Source organism: Bacteroides sp. OM05-10AA, assembly GCF_003439055.1.
GTDB lineage: Bacteria > Bacteroidota > Bacteroidia > Bacteroidales > Bacteroidaceae > Bacteroides > Bacteroides intestinigallinarum.
Window position 1 is genome coordinate 224,381 of the sequence record NZ_QSUR01000002.1, and the last position, 18,168, is coordinate 242,548.

Below are 18,168 nucleotides of genomic sequence, written 5' to 3' on the forward strand. Positions count from 1 at the left end.
AAAATCACCATGAAAAAGAAAATAGGAGGCATATGTTTATGTATGCTTGCATGGAGCATATTAACCTGTGCGCAGACAATCACTCCCCAAGCCGAACAACGTGCCAGGGAAATTGTATCTAAAATGACTTTGCAAGAGAAAATAGAGTATATCTCCGGATATACCAGCTTCTCGCTTCGTGCAATCCCCCGTCTGGGGATTCCTGAAATCAAACTGGCGGACGGACCGCAGGGAATTCGTAATCATGCCCCCAAGAGCACTCTCTATCCTTCCGGAATACTTTCCGCTTCTACCTGGAACCGGAGTTTGCTTTATCAACTGGGGCAAGGATTGGGACAGGATGCCAAAGCCAGAGGAGTGAATATACTGCTCGGACCGGGAGTAAATATCTACCGCGCTCCTATGTGTGGACGTAACTTTGAATACTTTGGCGAAGACCCTTATTAACGGGTGAAACGGCTAAACAATATATCCTGGGCGTGCAATCGGAAGGAGTTATTGCCACCATCAAGCACTTTGCAGCTAATAATCAGGAATGGAGCCGTCATCATGCCAGTTCGGACATAGATGAACGTACTTTGCACGAGATTTATTTTCCGGCCTTTCGGAAAGCTGTACAGGAAGCGAATGTAAGTGCTGTTATGAACAGCTATAATCTTCTGAACGGTGTCCATGCTACCGAACATAAATGGTTGAATATTGATATCTTGCGTAATCTCTGGGGATTTAAAGGTATCTTAATGTCGGACTGGACTTCCGTATATTCTGCCGTAGGAGCCGCTAATGCCGGACTTGATCTTGAAATGCCGAAAGGACGTTTTATGAATGTCGACAATCTTATACCTGCTATCAAAAACGGTACGGTGACAGAAGAAACCATCAATCTGAAAGTGCAGCATATCTTGCAGACCTTGATTGCTTACGGCATGCTGGATAAGGAACAGAAAGACAGTAACATCGCGCAGGATAATCCTTTTTCCCGCCAGGCTGCTTTAGAACTGGCGCGTGAAGGTGTAGTCTTACTGAAGAATGAAGGAAATCTACTCCCCTTAAAAGGAAAGACTGCTGTGATGGGGCCCAATGCCGACCGCATTCCTACCGGTGGTGGAAGTGGTTTTGTAACTCCATTTTCTACGGTATCTGTTAGTGAGGGACTGGAAAAACTGAAAAAAAAGAACCTCGTTCTGTTGACGGACGATGTGATTTATGAGGATATTCTTCATGAATTTTACGCGGATGCCGCTCGGCAGACGAAAGGATTTAAAGCCGAATATTTTAAGAATAAAACGCTTTCGGGACAACCGGAGGTCATTCGTACAGAAGCATCAGTTGATTATGACTGGCAATATGGAGCACCACTGGAAGGTTTTCCGGAAGATGGATTTTCTGTCCGTTGGACAGCCAGTTATATGTCTCAAAAGGATGGATTATTAAAACTATCCATTGGTGGCGATGATGGTTATCGCCTGTTTGTGAATGATAAGCATATTACAGGCGACTGGGGTAATCATTCATATTCAAGCCGTGAAGTGGAACTGCCGGTTGAGGCAGGTAAAGAATACAGCTTCCGAATCGAGTTTTTTGATAATATCTCTTCAGCAATTATCCGTTTTAAAGCATCCAGGCTGAATGAAGAGAAACTTCGTCAAGGATTGGCAAAGGTGGATAATGTTGTATTCTGTACCGGTTTCAATAGCAATACAGAAGGAGAGGGGTTCGATCGCCCGTTTGCTCTGTTACATTATCAGGAATTATTCATTCAGAAAGTAGCTTCTCTGCATCCGAATCTGGTAGTAGTGTTAAATGCTGGCGGTGGAGTTGACTTTACCTCTTGGCATGAGGCTGCAAAAGCGATTTTGATGGCATGGTATCCCGGACAGGAGGGTGGACAGGCAATAGCCGAAATATTGACAGGAAAGATTTCTCCGAGTGGTAAGTTGCCGATTTCTATCGAAAAGAAATGGGAAGATAATCCGGTGCATGACAGCTATTATGAGAATCTGAAAGCGGAAATTAAGCGTGTCGATTATTCAGAGGGTGTTTTCGTTGGCTATCGGGGATATGACCGTTCGGGTAAAGAACCTTTTTATCCATTTGGCTATGGGTTGTCTTATTCTACTTTCGCTTATAGTAATTTAGCTGTGGAGAAAACTGGTGAACATCAGGTGACGGTTAGCTTTGATATAAAGAATACAGGAAAAATGGATGCTTCGGAAATAGCCCAGGTATATGTGCATGATGTAGAATCTTCCGTTCCCCGTCCTTTGAAAGAACTGAAAGGCTATGATAAGGTGTTCTTGAAGAAAGGAGAGACACAACGCCTTTCTATTGTATTGAATGAGGATGCTTTTTCCTATTATGATATGGATAACCATCAGTTTGTTGTGGAAAAAGGAACTTTTGAGATTTGGGTAGGACCGTCTTCCAAAAAGCTTCCCTTGAAAGTGACTGTTGAATGGTGATTTGGATAAGGGCTTTTGGCATCTCTACATGAGACTAAAAGTTTCAAGAAGTAAAAAACTATTAGTTTCATTGGCCTCTGAAACTCTTGTGTGAGAGCAGATATACGTAGATTATACAAACAAAAAGATGGAAAAAGGGAATTGAATCTCTTTCTCCATCTTTTTGTTTTATGGTTGACAGTGAATTACTTCACTTCCCAAGTATCATTAGTCATTAGTAATTCCTGGAAATTATGATATTTCTTCTTGCCTTTGATTTCTTCAATCTGTCCAATTACAGCATCATTGTAAGTTGGAGCATCTACATCGCGGATCACACCGAGTGCAATCGGGAAATCAGGACCTTCCATTAACGCCAGTTTCAACTGAAGCGTATTATCCTGGCAGTGGGCATCGTGAATAAGAATATCTTTTTCTGTGATACCATTTTCACCAAGTTTCACCACTTTCAGTCCGAAACCTTCCTGCATCAATCCGAATTCCTTGTTTTCACCGAACAACATGGGTTTGCCATGTTCCAGATAGATAGCGTTCTTGGCACGTCCTTCTTTGGTGGCTACAGAAGCATGAGTTCCATCGTTGAAGATCACGCAGTTTTGCAGAACTTCTACAACAGAAGCGCCTTTGTGATTAGCGGCAGCTTTCAATACCTCTACAGAAGCGGCACCGTCTACTGCAATACAACGTGCAAAGAAATGTCCACGGGCACCAAAAGCAAGTTCTGCCGGGTGGAATGGATCTTCTACGGTACCGTAAGGAGATGATTTAGTTACAAGTCCACGCTCCGAAGTCGGTGAATATTGTCCCTTTGTCAAACCGTAGATGCGGTTGTTCAGCAGGATCATATTCAAATCAATGTTACGGCGTAATGCATGGATGAAGTGGTTACCACCAATTGCCAGACCGTCACCGTCACCGGAAATTTGCCAGATTGTCAAATCAGGGTTGGCCACTTTTGCACCTGTTGCAACAGCAGCGGCACGTCCGTGAATCGTATGGAAGCCATACGTATTTACATAGTAGGGCAGGCGGGAAGAACAACCGATACCGGAAATGACGGCAATATTGTGCGGAGCTACTCCCAGTTCGGCCATAGCTTTGTGCAGTGAGTTTAGGAAAGCGTGGTCACCGCATCCCGGACACCAGCGAGGTTGGCCTGATTTATAATCTTGTACGGTATATACTTTATCGCTCATCTTTTATTCCTCCAATAATTTAGTGAATGCATCTATCAATTCTCTCGTAACGAAAGGTTGTCCTTTCACTTGGTTGAACTGGCTGATGTTCAATCCGGGTATCTTCATCCGTAAATAACCTGCGAATTGTCCCAAATTCTGTTCAGCTACTACGATCTTCTTGTATTTACGCAATACATCGGCTGTATTCTTTGGCAGCGGGTTGATGTACTGGAAGTGTGCGAAAGCCACTTTCTTTCCATGATCGCGCATAAAGTCCATAGCCAGACGAAGATGACCGTACGTGCCGCCCCAACCAACAATCAGTAAATCTGCATCTTCATCACCCAGTACTTCAAGTTCGGGGATATAATCTGCAATTTTATCCACTTTAGCTTGGCGGAGATGAACCATCTTATTATGGTTTTCTGGTTCGGTAGAGATCGCACCTGTTTCATTGCTCTTTTCAAGACCGCCGATGCGATGCATGAATCCTTCAGTTCCCGGAGTTGCCCAGTAGCGTACGCCAGTTTCTTCATTGCGTTGGTATGGAGTCCAGTTACCAGCCATGTCCGGAGTCACGTATGGAGGATTGATGGCAGGATATTCGTTTAAATTAGGAAGTTTCCAGGCTGCCGAGCCGTTAGCTACGAAAGCATCCGTCAGCAATACAACCGGAGTCATGTGTTCTAGAGCAATCTTACATGCCATGTATGCGGCATCAAAACAGTTCGTCGGTGAAGTTGCGGCAATCACCGGCATCGGGCTTTCACCATTACGTCCGTAAAGAGCCTGCAATAAGTCTGTTTGTTCTGATTTAGTAGGCAAACCTGTTGACGGACCGCCACGTTGCACATTCACAATCACCAATGGAAGTTCGCCAATTACAGCAAGGTTCATGGCCTCACTCTTCAAACAAACACCGGGGCCGGAAGTAGTCGTTACAGCCAAAGCACCGGCAAAAGCGGCACCAACGGCAGAAGCACAACCTGCGATTTCATCTTCGCACTGTACGGTTTTTACTCCCAGTGATTTATGTTTAGCTAATTCGTGCAGAATATCAGTGGCCGGAGTGATAGGATAAGAACCCAGGTAGAGTTCCAGACCTGCTTTCTCGGCAGCAGCAATCAAGCCATAAGCAGTTGCTTTATTTCCGTTGATATCTGTATAAAGTCCTTTTGATTTCGGAGCTTTACTTTCAATTTTATAAGTAGAGACAGAAGCATGTGTGTTGGCACCATAGTTGAAACCATCATTCAATACCTTAATATTAGCTTCTGCAATTTCGGGTTTCTTGGCGAATTTCTCACGCAACATTTTTTCAGCAGCGGCAAGGTTGCGGTTGAACAACCAGCAAACCAGTCCGAGTGCGAACATGTTCTTACAACGGAGTGCTGATTTATTGTCTAGTCCGGAATCTTTCAGGCTCTCTTTACACATGGAAGAGATGGGAACTTCAAGTACTTCCTGTTTTACGCCTAATTCCTCAAAAGGATTGTCAGTCTTGAATTGTGCCTTTTCCAAATCTCTGGCTTCGAATGAGTCGGAGTCGGTAATGATAAGTCCTTGCGGTTTACAGAATTTAATTTGTGTTTTCAGTGCGGAAGGATTCATAGCCACTAATACGTGGCAACGGTCTCCGGGAGTGTAAACCTGTCCGGCACCGATGTGGACCTGAAAACCGGAAACACCGGTCAGTGAACCTTGCGGGGCGCGGATGTCTGCCGGGTAGTCAGGGAATGTACAGATGTCATTTCCTACCGTAGCCGACACGTTCGAGAAGATGTTGCCGGCCAGCTGCATACCGTCGCCGGAGTCGCCGGAGAAACGTACTACTACTTCCTCCAATTCTTTAACCATCATTTCGTCTGCCATAACTTTAATTACTATATTTAATTTAAAAACTGATTTTACTTTCAATTTGTGAGCGCAAAGGTCGGAAAGTTAATCGAATTATCAAAATAAATCGAACTTTATTGTCCTATTGACGCCAATTATTTGAAATATCTGAAAGGAACCTGTATTTTTATTCTTGTTAAATCGACAGAAACCGTTATCTTTGCAAGCAAATTTGAAGCGGCCTTGTAGTTCAACGGATAGAATAGAAGTTTCCTAAACTTTAGATAGGGGTTCGATTCCCCTCGAGGCTACTACGAAGAATCTGTGAGAAGTTGTTTTGTTTTGCTTTCATATCGTATCTGGTTTTAAGTTTAACAATGGCTTCTTTTAAGATGAACGTCTTATAGCTTCTATTTGTTTTAATAATCAATAGAAAAAGCCTCTACCGAATGTTCGGAAGAGGCTTTTTCTATTTCTGGGATTTATTATTCTTCCGTAGTTGATGCTACGACTTTTTTGTTCTTCATCATGTTGTATGCAATCGGAGATGCAACAAACAGTGAAGACAATGTACCGATAATAACACCTAAGATCATTGCGAATGCAAAGCTGCGGATTGAATCACCACCAAGGATGAAGATACACAACAGCACGATTAAGGTACTCAATGAAGTATTGATGGTACGAGCCAGTGTTGTGTTCAAAGAGTCGTTGAACAGCTGACGCTTGTCACGTTTCGGATATAAACCGAAGAACTCACGCACACGGTCGAAGATTACCACCTTGTCATTGATAGAGTAACCGATAGCTGTCAAGATAGCACCGATAAATGTCTGGTCAATTTCCAGTGAGAACGGAACGATACCCCACAACAGTGAATAAGCACCAATGATGATGACAGTATCACAACTCAAAGCTACCACTGAACCCACACTATAGGCAATGTTGCGGAAACGGAGCAGGATGTAAAGACCGATAGCAATCAATGCCAATACTACAGAGTAGATAGCACCTGTCTTGATATCGTCTGCGATACTCGGACCTACTTTCTGCGAACTGATGATACTACCACCTGTGTGATTATCGCGGTCGATAAATGTCTGCAATGAGATATTTTGAGTCAACAATGGTTTGACTGCATTATACAGACGTTCTTCAATTTCTGAATCGACAGTATTACCATTTTCGTTGATACGGTAGTTGGTGCTGACACGAACAGTTCTCTTGTCTGTTCCGATGGCAATGACACTTACTGTTGCTTCACCGAAGTCATTAGCGATCAATTCACGTACTGCTTCCGGTTCTATCGGCTGCTCAAATTGCACCTTATAGTTACGTCCACCCGTGAAGTCGATACTCTGGCTTAGTCCGCGAGTCACGAACGAAGCGATACAGATGAGAATCACAGCACTAGTGATGATAAATGCTTTCTTGTTAGTTCCCATAAAGTCAAAATGTGTATTGACAAACAGGTTCTTTGAGAATTTCGACTGGAACTTGAGATTCAGCAACTTGTCTTTAGACATAAAGTGATCATAGAATACGCGTGTCATAAACACAGCAGTAAAGAATGAACAAAGAATACCAATGATTAATGTCGTTGCGAAACCACGGATAGGACCTGTACCGAAGTTAAACAGGATGACACCGGTGATGATAGAAGTCAAGTTAGAGTCGAAAATAGCCGAGAACGCATTGGAGTAACCGTCGGACAAGGCTTGTTTCACGCCTTTACCACTGCGGAGCTCTTCTTTGGTACGTTCGTAGATAAGTACGTTGGCATCCACTGCAATACCTAATGACAATACGATACCGGCAATACCGGACATTGTCAGGGCAGCTTGGAAGGAGGACAGAATCCCCATCGTAAAGAAGAAGTTCATGAATAGAGCCACGTTAGCCACCATGCCCGGTATGAAACCGTAGAGGAAGCACATGAAGCACATTACCATAATCAAAGCTACGATGAATGAGAACATACCTGCATTGATAGATTCCTGACCCAATGACGGACCAACGATATCTTCCTGTACGATGTGAGCCGGAGCCGGCATCTTACCTGATTTCAATACGTTTGCTAAGTCCTTTGCCTGTTCAGGAGTGAAATGACCTGTAATCTGTGAACGTCCACCTGTGATTTCAGAGTTTACGTTTGGTGCAGAATATACATAGTTATCAAGAACGATAGCGATAGAGCGACCGATGTTCTGTTTAGTCAACTGTGCCCAACGACGTGCACCGTCAGAGTTCATAGTCATGCTGACAGCCGGTTTGCTGTATTGGTCGAATTCATCTTTCGCATCTGTTACTACATCACCTTCCAACGGAGCTTTACCGTTACGTTCGGTAGACTTGATAGCATATAATTCGAAAGTCTGTCCTTTCTTGTCAAATTCAGAAGGAGAAACACCCCATTTCAAACGAAGGTCTTTCGGGAGTTCTGCTTTAACTTCCGGCATAGCCAGATATTTGTTGATATCAGCAGTGTCTTTGTAGTTAGCGTAACCGATCACAGGACCTTGGCCGCTAGAGTTCAACTGCAGGATAGCCAGCAGAGGGTATTGCTTTTTAATTTCTGCCAGGTTGGCTGTAGACTTGTCTTCAGCAGCAGTAGCGTCTCCCTTCAAGGCAGCAGCAAGACTGTCGGCAGCGCTAATGTTTTTCTTAGCAGGAGTAGCCTCTGCAAGTTGAGCTTCTTTGGTAGAATCTACTGCAGCGGTGTCCACTGCTGTTGTTTCATGTGCCAGCACAGCGCGCAATTTAGCGTCTGCAGATTGCATGGCAGGAAGAACTTCTTTAGCTGTATAAGTTTCCCAGAATTCCAGGTTAGCAGAACCTTGGAGAAGTTTTCTCACACGTTCCGGCTCTTTGATACCCGGCAATTCCACCATGATACGACCCATTTTGTCTTCCAGGCTCTGGATATTCGGCTGAACAACACCGAAACGGTCGATACGGGTACGAAGTACGTTATATGAGTTTTCAACAGCAGCTTTTACTTCTGTTCTCAATACTTTTTCAACTTCTGCATCCGATGATTTTTGGTTAACTTTGTCTTTCAACTGTTGTGTTGCGAAGAGTTCGGAAAGTTTTGCGTTAGGAGCAGCTTTGTGGTATTCTCTAACAAACAGGGTGATGATATCGTCCTGGCTGTTGATAGCCTGTTTTGCAGCTTCTGCCAATGCATTGTTGAAAGCTTCATCCGGCTTGTTGTCAGCCAGTGCTTTGATAACATCAGGTACAGAAACTTCAAGGATAACGTTCATACCACCCTTTAGGTCCAAACCTAAACTAATCTCCATCTCACGACATTGTTTCAGCGTCCAGTTACCCAACCACACTTTCTCATTGGAGAGAGAGTCGAGGTAGTCTTGTTCCACTTTCGGGTCGCCGTTCGCAATTTCTTTCGCCTTGTTGGTATAATGGCGTGTTACGAAGGAGAAGGAGAGATAGAACACACATACCAGTGTGAGTAATACCGCAAAAACCTTTACAAATCCTTTGTTTTGCATTTTACTTTTAATTTATGATGATTACTTTTTTAATTTAATTTTCAGTTAAATTCTGTCGTACACAAGTTCTTTTTGCCGCATACAAGGCTGCAAATATAGTTTTTTTTTCACATTCATGTGTAATAAGCCCTCAAATATTTGATGTTTAAGGGCTTTTTTGCTGAATTATTTCATTCCTCTGTTTTTCAGTAGTGGTTCCAGGCTTGGTTCCGCTCCACGGAAATTCTTATAAAGCACCATCGGGTCTTCGCTGTCTCCCTTCTCCAATACGTTATGGCGGAACAGGTCGGCGGTGTTTTTATCAAAAATACCATGTTCTTTGAAAGCTTCGAAAGCATCATTGTCCAATACGTTGGCCCATAGGTAACTATAGTATCCGGCTGCGTATCCGCCAATGATATGATTGAAGTAAGTCACGCGATAACGCGGTGCTATTTCGGGAATCAAATTAAGCTTGTTCATCGCTTCTTTTTCGAATGCAAGCATATCCAGATTCTTTACATCTGTCATCGTGTGCAGGTTCATGTCGAGGATGGCGGCAGCCAGTAATTCAGTGGTCATGAAGCCCTGGTTGAAAGTTTTCTGTTGCAGTATCTTTTCGATGATTTCGTCGGGTATCACTTCTCCTGTCTGATAATGTTTGGCATACATTTTCAGCACTTCGGGTTCAGTCGCCCAGTGTTCGTTGATTTGAGAAGGAAGTTCTACAAAGTCGCGTACCACGTTGGTTCCCGATGTTCCTTTGTATTCGCATTTTGTCAGCAGTCCGTGCAGGGCGTGACCAAATTCGTGAAACAGGGTTTCCACTTCATCCATGGTCAATAAAGAAGGAGTGTCGCCTACCGGCTTGGTAAAGCTGCAAACGTTGCATACCAACGGACGGGTTGTTCCGTGTTGCTCACGGTAGTTGCTCATCCATGCACCGCCGCTTTTTCCGGGACGCGGGAAATAGTCTACATAGAAGATACCGAGCTGGGAACCGTCTGCGTCTTTCACTTCAAAGACTTCTACATCGGGGTGATAAGTTGGTATGCCTTCCAGTTTACTTAGGGTGATGCCATATAATTTGTTGGCTACGGCGAAAGCACCATCGCGTACATTTTCCAGTTTGAAGTAAGGTTTTGTATCCTCTTCAGACAGATTGTATTTTTCTTTCCGTAGTTTTTCGGTGTAATACCACCAGTCCCATGCTTCCAGCTTTTCTCCTTTTCCTTCCTTGTCCATTAACTTCTGGAGTTCGCCAGCTTCTGCTTTCGCTTTGGGGAGTGCATAGCTCCATAGATTGTTCAAAAGGCTCATTACGTTGTTGGCGTTCTTTGCCATGGTTTCATCCAGGACAAAGTTTGCATAACTGTCGAAACCTAATAAGTTCGCTTTTTCCAGGCGGAGAGAAACGATCTTGCGGATGTTTTCCTTGTTGTCGTTTCCGTCGTTGTTGTTACCGCGGTTGATATAAGCTTTGTATATTTGCTCCCGAAGCGGGCGATTTTCAGAATATTGCAGGAAAGGCAGACGGCTGGCGTTGTGCAGGGTGAACAACCATTTTCCCGGTTGTCCGGCTGCTTTCGCTTCTTCGGCTGCACTTTGGCGGAACCATTCAGGCAATCCTGCCAGATCTTCTTCCTTATCAACGAAAAGTTGGAAGGCATTATTCTCATTCAGCACATTGTTGCTGAAAGTGATGCCAAGTGTAGAAAGCTCCTTGTTGATTTCGCGGAGGCGGGTTTGATCTTTTTCGCTGAGGTTTGCTCCGGAACGGATAAATCTTTTATAAGTCTTGTCCAGCAGGCGTTCTTGTTCCGATGTCAGGTTTAATGAATCTTTCTTTTGGTAGACATCGTTCACCCGTTTGAATAGTTTCCCATTCAGGGAGATATTGTCATTATGTTCCGAAAGAACCGGTGCCAGTTTGATGGAAAGTGCGGTCAGCGAATCAGTGGTTTCCGCATCTGTCATATTGAAGAAAATGGTGCTTACCCGGTCTAAGATGGGTGCACTGTTATCCAAAGCTACAATCGTATTTTCGAATCTCGGAATTTCCGGACTTTCGATAATGGCTTCGATATTTTGATTCTGTTCTTCTATACCTTTTAGAAAGGCAGGTTCATAGTGCTCTAATTTAATCTTGTCGAAAGAAGGAACACCATACTCGGTTTGAAACTCTGTAAAGAAAGGATTGCTTTCTGTTTTCGTAGCACAGGAGTACATCATACAACTTACTGCTAAAATGGTTAGTGTCTTTTTAATCATCATAAGTGTTTTTTATTAGAGTTTTCAGTTCTTATCGTTTACTGATATAGCACCAGATCGGGTAATGGTCTGATGCCTTGATAGACCGGTCTACAGTACAGTTGTAGGCCTTCAGGTTGGGGCTAATCAATATATTATCTATGCGGAAATAGAATTTGTTCAGATTGTAGGAAATACCCAATCCTTTGCCGGATTGTGTGAATGCATCGTCCAGTTCTTGGGTTAGGATGCGGTGTGTGTACGAAATGGAACCATCGTTGAAATCACCGCATACGATGGTTGTCGGGTACTTACTTTCGGCAATGACTTTCGCCACGGAATCTGCTTGTGAAGCCCGAATGGCCGATGCTTCCGCTAGTTTTCTTATTAACTGTCTGAGTCCGGTTTTTACTTTCTTGGCATTCGGGTCTTTAATCATATCTTCATAAATCCCTCTGTCTTCTTTGGTGAGTTTGTTAGATTCCAGATGATTGTTGATTAATGTAAGAGTGTCATTATTCACATTCAGTACATATCTCATGGAACCGTTATAGTTGCTTTTATATTCGATAGGATGTATCGAAAGTATAGGGAATTTGGAGAAACAGGCAAGCTGAACATCTCCTTTTCCTTGCTGGTGGATGGATTGGTAAGGATAGGCCTTCAATGCTTTTTTTACATCCTGTTCTGTCAGATACTTTTTGTTGGTGGCAGTGTTGTATTCTTGCAGACAAATGATATCGGCATTGCTATTTGCAAGATAAGACAATATAGGGTTTTTACCGTCTTTCTTTTCCAGATTGCTGAAACTCATTACATTGTACGACAGAATTTTGATGCTCCCTTCCGGAATAGTTTTAGTGGTGGAGTTGAAAGGGATATAAGTCCGTATCTGTGGAATACAAATGAGAAGGCCAATGGCGGGCAAAAGGGCATAGCGGTAATTAACGAATGCCCAGAAACCGATAAAAATTAAATTGATAGTCAGGAAGATCGGAAATGCAAGCCCCAGACTGGAAGATAGTGGATTTATTTTCGGGTTAAGGTAAGGGCTATAAGCACTTAGTATCAACGTTCCCACAAAGAGAGCGTTGACAGCAAGTATCAGATATGTGACAAATTTGCCAATATGTTCCATTCTTTTATCTTTTGCTTGCGTCGAACAAGCTTTTCTTTTCTTCTGTTGTCAGACTGTCGTAGCCGGATTTTTTAAGTTTTTCCAGAATACGGTCTACTTCATCAGACTGTGCTTTCTTTTGAGCGTTGTAATCATAATCCTTCTCACGACCGGTAGCACTGTTGCCGTAGTGTACTTTCATTTTCGGTTTCCGTTTCCATGTTTTCTTTTGAAACAGGGAGATGAAACCATCCAGAATCCAGTTGATCCAGGAAGTTAAATCAGTTCCTTTGCTTAGGCTGGCAGCAAACCAAAGTCCTGCAAGGGCACCGCCTAAATGGGCGATATGTCCTCCGGCATTGCTTGAGGTAATGGACAATACATCAATTCCGATAACGATCAGTGCCAGGTATTTGAGACGGATGGCACCGAAAAGAAAAAGTTGTACCCTGTAATTAGGCTCACGATAAGCCGTGGCAGCTACGATGGCTAACACGGAGGCTGATGCTCCTACTAATGTTGCCCCCGATACTTGCGAGCTGAATAAAGGAAATACATTGTAGGCAACCATATACAGGAAACCTCCACAAATACCTCCCAGTACATACAAACCTCTTAAATGTTTTGCCGAGAAAAAGTAGAGAAACAAACTTCCGAACCAATACAGCCAAAGCATATTGAATAGAATATGCAGGATGCTGGCATGCATAAACATATAAGTAAATAACGACCACGGCTGATGAATAAATCCGATAAAGGATGCCGGCAGGGCAAATATACCGAATATATCGGGGGTACTCACTTCAAACAGTCGCAAGAAAACGTTAATCAACATGCCAATCACAAAGATGCCTACGTTGATATAAATCAGTTGGATAAAAATATTTCCTCTTCTGAATGTCTCCTTTAAATCAGCTATAATATGTCCCATTGTTATTGCTTTTTTTTCTCCAGTACAAAATCAGGATCAATCCGAACAGCATTCCTCCCAAATGTGCAAAGTGAGCGACATTGTCTCCGGCGCTATTGGCAAGTCCTGACCATAATTCAATCGCGGCGTATCCTATAACGAAGAACTTCGCTTTGATAGGAAATGGCAGCGGGAAGATAAACAACCGGTTATTGGGAAATAACATACCGAATGCCAGCAATATGGCGTAAACGGCTCCCGAAGCACCTACGGTGGTCATCATGTTCAGATACTCTTCCATTGGGATAACACCTGTACCTATATTCACTTGTGCGTAGTGACTAAGTTCCGTTACATATTGAATATACTGTACCCCTTCTTGAATAAGTCCCGCACCGATACCGCAGAGAATATAGTAGAAGAGGAAACGTTTGGGTCCCCAGGTTTGTTCGAGAATCGGTCCGAACATAAAAACGGCAAACATATTAAAGAAAATGTGGCTGAATCCGCCGTGCATGAACATATAAGTGATTAGCTGTGCCGGATTAAAGTCACTTGCAAGGAAAAAATGTAATCCCAGATAATTCGTTAAATCCAGGCCGTAACGTTGGGCTACGATTGTCCCGAAAAATACTAGTACATTGATAATTATCAGGTTTTTAGTTACAGTTGGCATCATTTTAATTTCTGAATATTTAGATAATAGACGCAAAAGTACGAATAAATTCTGTTTTAAAGCATGAAAAACGCTTCCTATTAGCTCTTTTTCAATAATTTGCTGCGTTTTTTTTATGTTTTTATTTGATATGTTGTTTTGTTCGGCTATATTTGTGGAATCAATCCATTGTGGGATAATCTTTTGTGTAACATATATATTAATTAATCATTTTACGTATTATGAATAAGTCTGATCTTATTAGCGCAATGGCTGCTGAAGCTCAAATGAGCAAAGCCGATGCAAAAAAAGCACTTGATGCTTTCATCACTTCAGTTACTAATGCTATGAAAGCTGGTGACAAAGTATCTCTCGTAGGTTTTGGTACTTTCTCAGTAAGCGAAAGAGCTGAAAGAACTGGTATTAACCCTTCTACAAAGGCAACTATTACTATTCCTGCTAAGAAAGTAGCTAAATTTAAAGCTGGTGCTGAATTATCTGCAGCTGTTGAATAAGATAGATAGTTGAAAGAAATAAAAAAAAGGTGTCCTTTAAAAGACACCTTTTTTTTATTATCAATAAGTAGACTATGGTTATTTTCCAATAATTCCTGCCCAACTATCTGTAAAACGGAAGTTACCTATATTTCCTGCGTAATTATTGCGATTTTTAAGCATTATTCCTTTGATGCCGGCTTTCAAAACTCCTTCTTCAGTGGCTACCGCATCCGGTGTAGGTTCCTGATCTTTCAATTCCGGATCAATAAACAGGGAAGCCTGATTTTTTGCAAAATCGATTTTTAATACAATCAGGTGGGTCGTGTTCAAATCATAAGTCTTGGTTGCAGATCCACGTTGTTTCTGTATGCCTACTCCGAATTTGAGTTTGCTTCCCTGGTTAGAGGCGAAGACGAATCCCCGGCTTGTTCCCGTAGCATGATTGGCACTTGTGGAAATAAAATCCATATAACCTTTTGCCTTGAATTTGGAGAAGTTTACCAGGAATGACAGGTAATATGTTCCGGTAGAATATGTTCTTCCGGATTCTAATCCGTAAATGCTGGGACGGAACGTTGCTTCTTCCGGCAGTCCGCCAAAGGTAACCGACAGTCCTTCTTCATTATATCCTTTGTAAGACAGTTCTTTGCCTGCAACAGGGCTTTCACCTATAAAAGGCTCTTTCTCACTGAATACAGCACTCCATACATCTTTGTTAAGAGGGGCTTTCTTTGCAGTGTATGCTGCTTTTTCGATCGGTTCCCCCTCTTTACATCCGTTGAGAAAATTGTTTCTCAATACTTGAGCATTACTTAATGAAGCTGTAGCAACTAATGCCAGCGTTAATAGTACTTTTTTCATGGCTATTTCTGTTATTAATTAAAATTTATATTGTTGTTGATTCATGAGTCCAAATATATCAGCGACGGAAGTCAAACCAAAGTTTCATGCGCAATCCCTCGTCTCCCGATTTGATACGGATGGTACTAGGCTGGCTTTTGGGTCCCTGTTCCGGTATTGATTTGAAAGAACGTATGGCAGGAATATCATAAAGGAAGGAAAGGTCGCCTTCCGGGAAACTATGCATACTGTTTTCTCCATCCCTGCGATGCACCGGTTCTTCCGGGGTAAATACACGGAAGTACAAACCATCCGTTTCCGAATAAACAGTGAACGGTACTTTGTCCGACTCCATGGTTGCCCAGTATAGGTTGCCATGATATCCTTTGAACTCGGGATATATCAGTTTCTCGAAACTCTCTCCGGTAACGGTATTATTGTATTCTTTCTCCCAAATATTATAATTTGCCCCTTTGATCCGGTTCTTCCAGACGCGATACGGACCACGTCCCATCCATCGCATCCCTTTTACTTCTTTTTCCGGGAAAGAAAAACTAAGTCCCAGGTAATAGATGTTTTTATCAAAGAATTCACCTTTATATCCGCCACCATTACCGCGGTTCAGCAGAATAGCATCCATTCCCAGCAAGCCATCTGCTGACATACGCCAAACGATAGAATCAATGGCTCCCGTATATCTTACGACGAAAAGGGCATCGTTGCCGTCCATGCGTACCTCCCCCTTTTTGAAGTCGGCTTTTATTCCTACGGGTAGAGGGCCATTGTTCAGAGGAACAATTTGCTTATTGCTTTTTATCTCTACCAATGCTCCGCCCTTGCTGTTAAACGTTGCCGAAATGCCGTTTGCAGAAAGAGTAATGCTTTCGTTTCCTTTTCTTATCTCTGCCGGTTTTGTAGAGGTTGTTTGTATGTGTTGAGTTTCAAAGTACTCTTTTGCATACTTCACCGGCCACGTCCAGTTGCAAATCACTTTCCCATTTCTGTCATAAGCCTCCAGTTCCAGCACATCACCCAGGAAGAAATTTTCCGGTAACTGCATACGTGCTTTACCTGTTTCCCCCGGATCAATAGCCGGCAGACTGACTGTCCCTTCATTCAATAGCGAGCGCTCACCACCTTTTAATGGGGAGGGAGTAGCGTAAAGGCGATACTTCATACTACACTCCTTTAGATTAGTGAATAAATAAGTATTACTCACCATAAATTCTCCGTTGAAAGAGGGAGTGATAAATAGATTTTTGAACTGGATAGGTGCCCATACTTCACGAACTGTATAAAAGCTACCTTCCTTTTCCCGCCTGGGACCGACAATACCGTCCGGGCCATTCGGTCCGTCAGAATCGAGAATACCACCTTTATCACTGCGTGAAACGGCTTCATCAATAAAAGTCCATAAGAAGCCGCCGGCAAATAACGGATTGGAAGTGTAATTGTTCCAATAATCTTCCAATCCTGCGCCCAGTCCTTTATCATATTGTCCGTGTAGAAACTCTGTCGGCATAAAGACATTGTATCCGTTGGCAAGGCGTCCGGTTCCGGTCTGATAGGCTGGGTAATGATGCGTATCCAGTTGGTTGAAATCTGCCCACGGATGAATCACATGGCGCTTTTGCGGATCATAATCAGCAAAACAGGCATCCAGTTTCTTATTCCATCCGCCTTCATTGCCGTTACTCCATAAGAAGATACAGGGGTGGTTCACGTCATGGGCCATCATCTCTTTTAGTAATTTCTCTCCCACTTTCTCATCATATCTTCCATGCCAACCGGGAAACTCTTCCAGATAGAAAAGTCCCAGTGAATCACATACATCCAGAAAATGTTTGTCGGGCGGATAGTGAGAACGGACTGCATTCATATTCATTTCCTTGATAAGCAGTGCATCTTGCAGGCTGATCTCTTTATTGGTAGTACGTCCTCCGTCGGGATGGAAACTATGGCGGTTGATACCTTTCATTATCACTTTCGTCCCATTGACATAAATCCCGTCTTTAGGGTGGAACTCAATGGTGCGGAATCCGATTCGTTCTTCGTGTACATGTACAATTTGCTTCTGGCTGTCGAGCAGTTCCAACCGGAGCGTATAGAGATTGGGGTGTTCGCAATCCCAGGTACGGATACCTTTCCAGTCAGTCGAAATGGTTTGTACATTCCCGGTTCCCAACGTATTTGTTTGTTTTCCGATGGCTCTGCTTTCTCCTACCGGAGTCAGTGAAGTAGCCAGGGAATATCCCTCTGGCAAATTATTCATATAAACTTCTGTTGACAACTTACCATCGGCTGTTGCATTTACGGCAATGCGTTCGATGTGCGTCTTGGGCATAGCTTTCAGGTAAACCGGACGGTAGATACCACCGAACAGCCACCAATCGGCCCGGCGTTCCGCCGCATTCACCGATTTATTGGCAGACTCTTTCCATACCTTCACTTCCAGTTCATTACTTTTACCGAATTTAAGTTTGTCAGTAATGTCATAATTGAAGCAGATAAAACCGCCTTGATGAATCTCTCCTGCAAGTTTGTTGTTTATCTTTACTTCCGTATCTGTCATTACCCCTTCGAATACAATGCGGACCTGTTTGTCTTTCCAATTCGCGGGAACTTTGAACTTGTAACGGTATAATCCCGTTTCATCACTCGGCTTGGCTTCCTTTACCAGATAGAAACGGCCGAATGTATATTCCCCGAAACCTTGCAATTCCCACTGTGAGGGTACTTCTATCTTACTCCATTTGCCGCTGTTCATACCACCGGAACAATAGAAGTCCCAAGTGACGGTCTTCCCCAATCCGGTACCGGACAGGTACAGAGTCTCCGTATTCTGTGCGCTTATACTGCTGAAACACAGAAGAAATGCAAGTGAGAGTAGTTGTCTTATTTTTATCATATAGCGTTATCGTTACTTGCTTGA

10 protein-coding genes, 1 tRNA gene and 1 pseudogene are annotated in these 18,168 nt (G+C 43.0%); 3 read left to right on the forward strand and 9 right to left on the reverse strand.

Annotated elements, in window-relative coordinates:
* Positions 1-9: 9 nt before the first annotated feature.
* Positions 10-2,462, forward strand: a pseudogene (locus tag DXB58_RS02230) (glycoside hydrolase family 3 C-terminal domain-containing protein).
* A 185-nt stretch (positions 2,463-2,647) separates the two neighbouring features.
* On the opposite strand, the gene DXB58_RS02235 reads toward DXB58_RS02230, so the two are convergent.
* Together DXB58_RS02235 and DXB58_RS02240 are read right to left on the reverse strand one after the other, a co-directional pair.
* Entirely contained in the window at positions 2,648-3,658 is a 1,011-nt protein-coding gene (locus DXB58_RS02235) for a 2-oxoacid:ferredoxin oxidoreductase subunit beta (RefSeq protein WP_004302501.1), read from the reverse strand.
* Positions 3,659-3,661: 3 nt separating this feature from the next.
* Positions 3,662-5,512 (reverse strand): 2-oxoacid:acceptor oxidoreductase subunit alpha, encoded by a 1,851-nt coding sequence (locus DXB58_RS02240; protein WP_032854016.1) that lies wholly within the window; start codon positions 5,510-5,512, stop codon positions 3,662-3,664.
* A gap of 203 nt (positions 5,513-5,715) precedes the next feature.
* Here DXB58_RS02240 and DXB58_RS02245 point away from each other — a divergent pair.
* Positions 5,716-5,787 (forward strand) — tRNA-Arg (locus DXB58_RS02245).
* Between the two features lie 174 nt (positions 5,788-5,961).
* Here the strand turns inward: DXB58_RS02245 and secDF are convergent.
* The 5 genes from secDF to DXB58_RS02270 all read right to left on the reverse strand — a co-directional run bounded on the left by secDF (position 5,962) and on the right by DXB58_RS02270 (position 13,920).
* Positions 5,962-8,988, reverse strand: a complete 3,027-nt coding sequence (gene secDF, locus DXB58_RS02250) for a protein translocase subunit SecDF (RefSeq protein ID WP_122135779.1) — start codon at positions 8,986-8,988, stop codon at positions 5,962-5,964.
* A 165-nt stretch (positions 8,989-9,153) separates the two neighbouring features.
* Positions 9,154-11,238, reverse strand: a complete 2,085-nt coding sequence (locus DXB58_RS02255) for a M3 family metallopeptidase (RefSeq protein ID WP_122135831.1) — start codon at positions 11,236-11,238, stop codon at positions 9,154-9,156.
* Between the two features lie 31 nt (positions 11,239-11,269).
* Positions 11,270-12,355 (reverse strand): endonuclease/exonuclease/phosphatase family protein, encoded by a 1,086-nt coding sequence (locus tag DXB58_RS02260; protein ID WP_122135780.1) that lies wholly within the window; start codon positions 12,353-12,355, stop codon positions 11,270-11,272.
* Positions 12,356-12,359: 4 nt separating this feature from the next.
* Positions 12,360-13,265 carry a rhomboid family intramembrane serine protease gene (locus tag DXB58_RS02265; RefSeq protein ID WP_122135781.1) on the reverse strand — a complete coding sequence of 302 codons (906 nt, stop codon included), beginning with the start codon at positions 13,263-13,265 and terminating at the stop codon, positions 12,360-12,362.
* On the reverse strand, positions 13,246-13,920 hold the full coding sequence (locus tag DXB58_RS02270) for a rhomboid family intramembrane serine protease (protein ID WP_008776855.1): 675 nt from the start codon (positions 13,918-13,920) through the stop codon (positions 13,246-13,248). The genes DXB58_RS02265 and DXB58_RS02270 overlap by 20 nt, the downstream gene beginning before the upstream one ends.
* A 221-nt stretch (positions 13,921-14,141) precedes the next feature.
* Here DXB58_RS02270 and DXB58_RS02275 point away from each other — a divergent pair, with 221 nt between their 5' ends.
* Entirely contained in the window at positions 14,142-14,414 is a 273-nt protein-coding gene (locus DXB58_RS02275; protein WP_004296482.1) for an HU family DNA-binding protein, read from the forward strand.
* Between the two features lie 78 nt (positions 14,415-14,492).
* On the opposite strand, the gene DXB58_RS02280 is transcribed toward DXB58_RS02275, so the two are convergent.
* Both DXB58_RS02280 and DXB58_RS02285 read right to left on the reverse strand, forming a co-directional pair.
* Positions 14,493-15,257: a hypothetical protein gene (locus DXB58_RS02280; RefSeq protein WP_122135782.1), complete on the reverse strand. Its 765-nt coding sequence runs from the start codon at positions 15,255-15,257 to the stop codon at positions 14,493-14,495.
* Between the two features lie 58 nt (positions 15,258-15,315).
* The gene (locus tag DXB58_RS02285; RefSeq protein ID WP_122135783.1) at positions 15,316-18,144 is read right to left on the reverse strand and encodes a glycoside hydrolase family 2 TIM barrel-domain containing protein; all 2,829 of its coding nucleotides are present in this window, start codon (positions 18,142-18,144) and stop codon (positions 15,316-15,318) included.
* Positions 18,145-18,168: the final 24 nt, after the last annotated feature.

What these genes read in the sequence shown, in the direction of transcription:
- DXB58_RS02235 (WP_004302501.1), bottom strand. Translation starts at nt 3,658, where the DNA reads ATGAGCGATAAAGTATATACCGTACAAGATTATAAATCAGGCCAACCT.
- DXB58_RS02240 (WP_032854016.1), bottom strand. Translation starts at nt 5,512, where the DNA reads ATGGCAGACGAAATGATGGTTAAAGAATTGGAGGAAGTAGTAGTACGT.
- secDF (WP_122135779.1), bottom strand. Translation starts at nt 8,988, where the DNA reads ATGCAAAACAAAGGATTTGTAAAGGTTTTTGCGGTATTACTCACACTG.
- DXB58_RS02255 (WP_122135831.1), bottom strand. Translation starts at nt 11,238, where the DNA reads ATGATTAAAAAGACACTAACCATTTTAGCAGTAAGTTGTATGATGTAC.
- DXB58_RS02260 (WP_122135780.1), bottom strand. Translation starts at nt 12,355, where the DNA reads ATGGAACATATTGGCAAATTTGTCACATATCTGATACTTGCTGTCAAC.
- DXB58_RS02265 (WP_122135781.1), bottom strand. Translation starts at nt 13,265, where the DNA reads ATGGGACATATTATAGCTGATTTAAAGGAGACATTCAGAAGAGGAAAT.
- DXB58_RS02270 (WP_008776855.1), bottom strand. Translation starts at nt 13,920, where the DNA reads ATGCCAACTGTAACTAAAAACCTGATAATTATCAATGTACTAGTATTT.
- DXB58_RS02275 (WP_004296482.1), top strand. Translation starts at nt 14,142, where the DNA reads ATGAATAAGTCTGATCTTATTAGCGCAATGGCTGCTGAAGCTCAAATG.
- DXB58_RS02280 (WP_122135782.1), bottom strand. Translation starts at nt 15,257, where the DNA reads ATGAAAAAAGTACTATTAACGCTGGCATTAGTTGCTACAGCTTCATTA.
- DXB58_RS02285 (WP_122135783.1), bottom strand. Translation starts at nt 18,144, where the DNA reads ATGATAAAAATAAGACAACTACTCTCACTTGCATTTCTTCTGTGTTTC.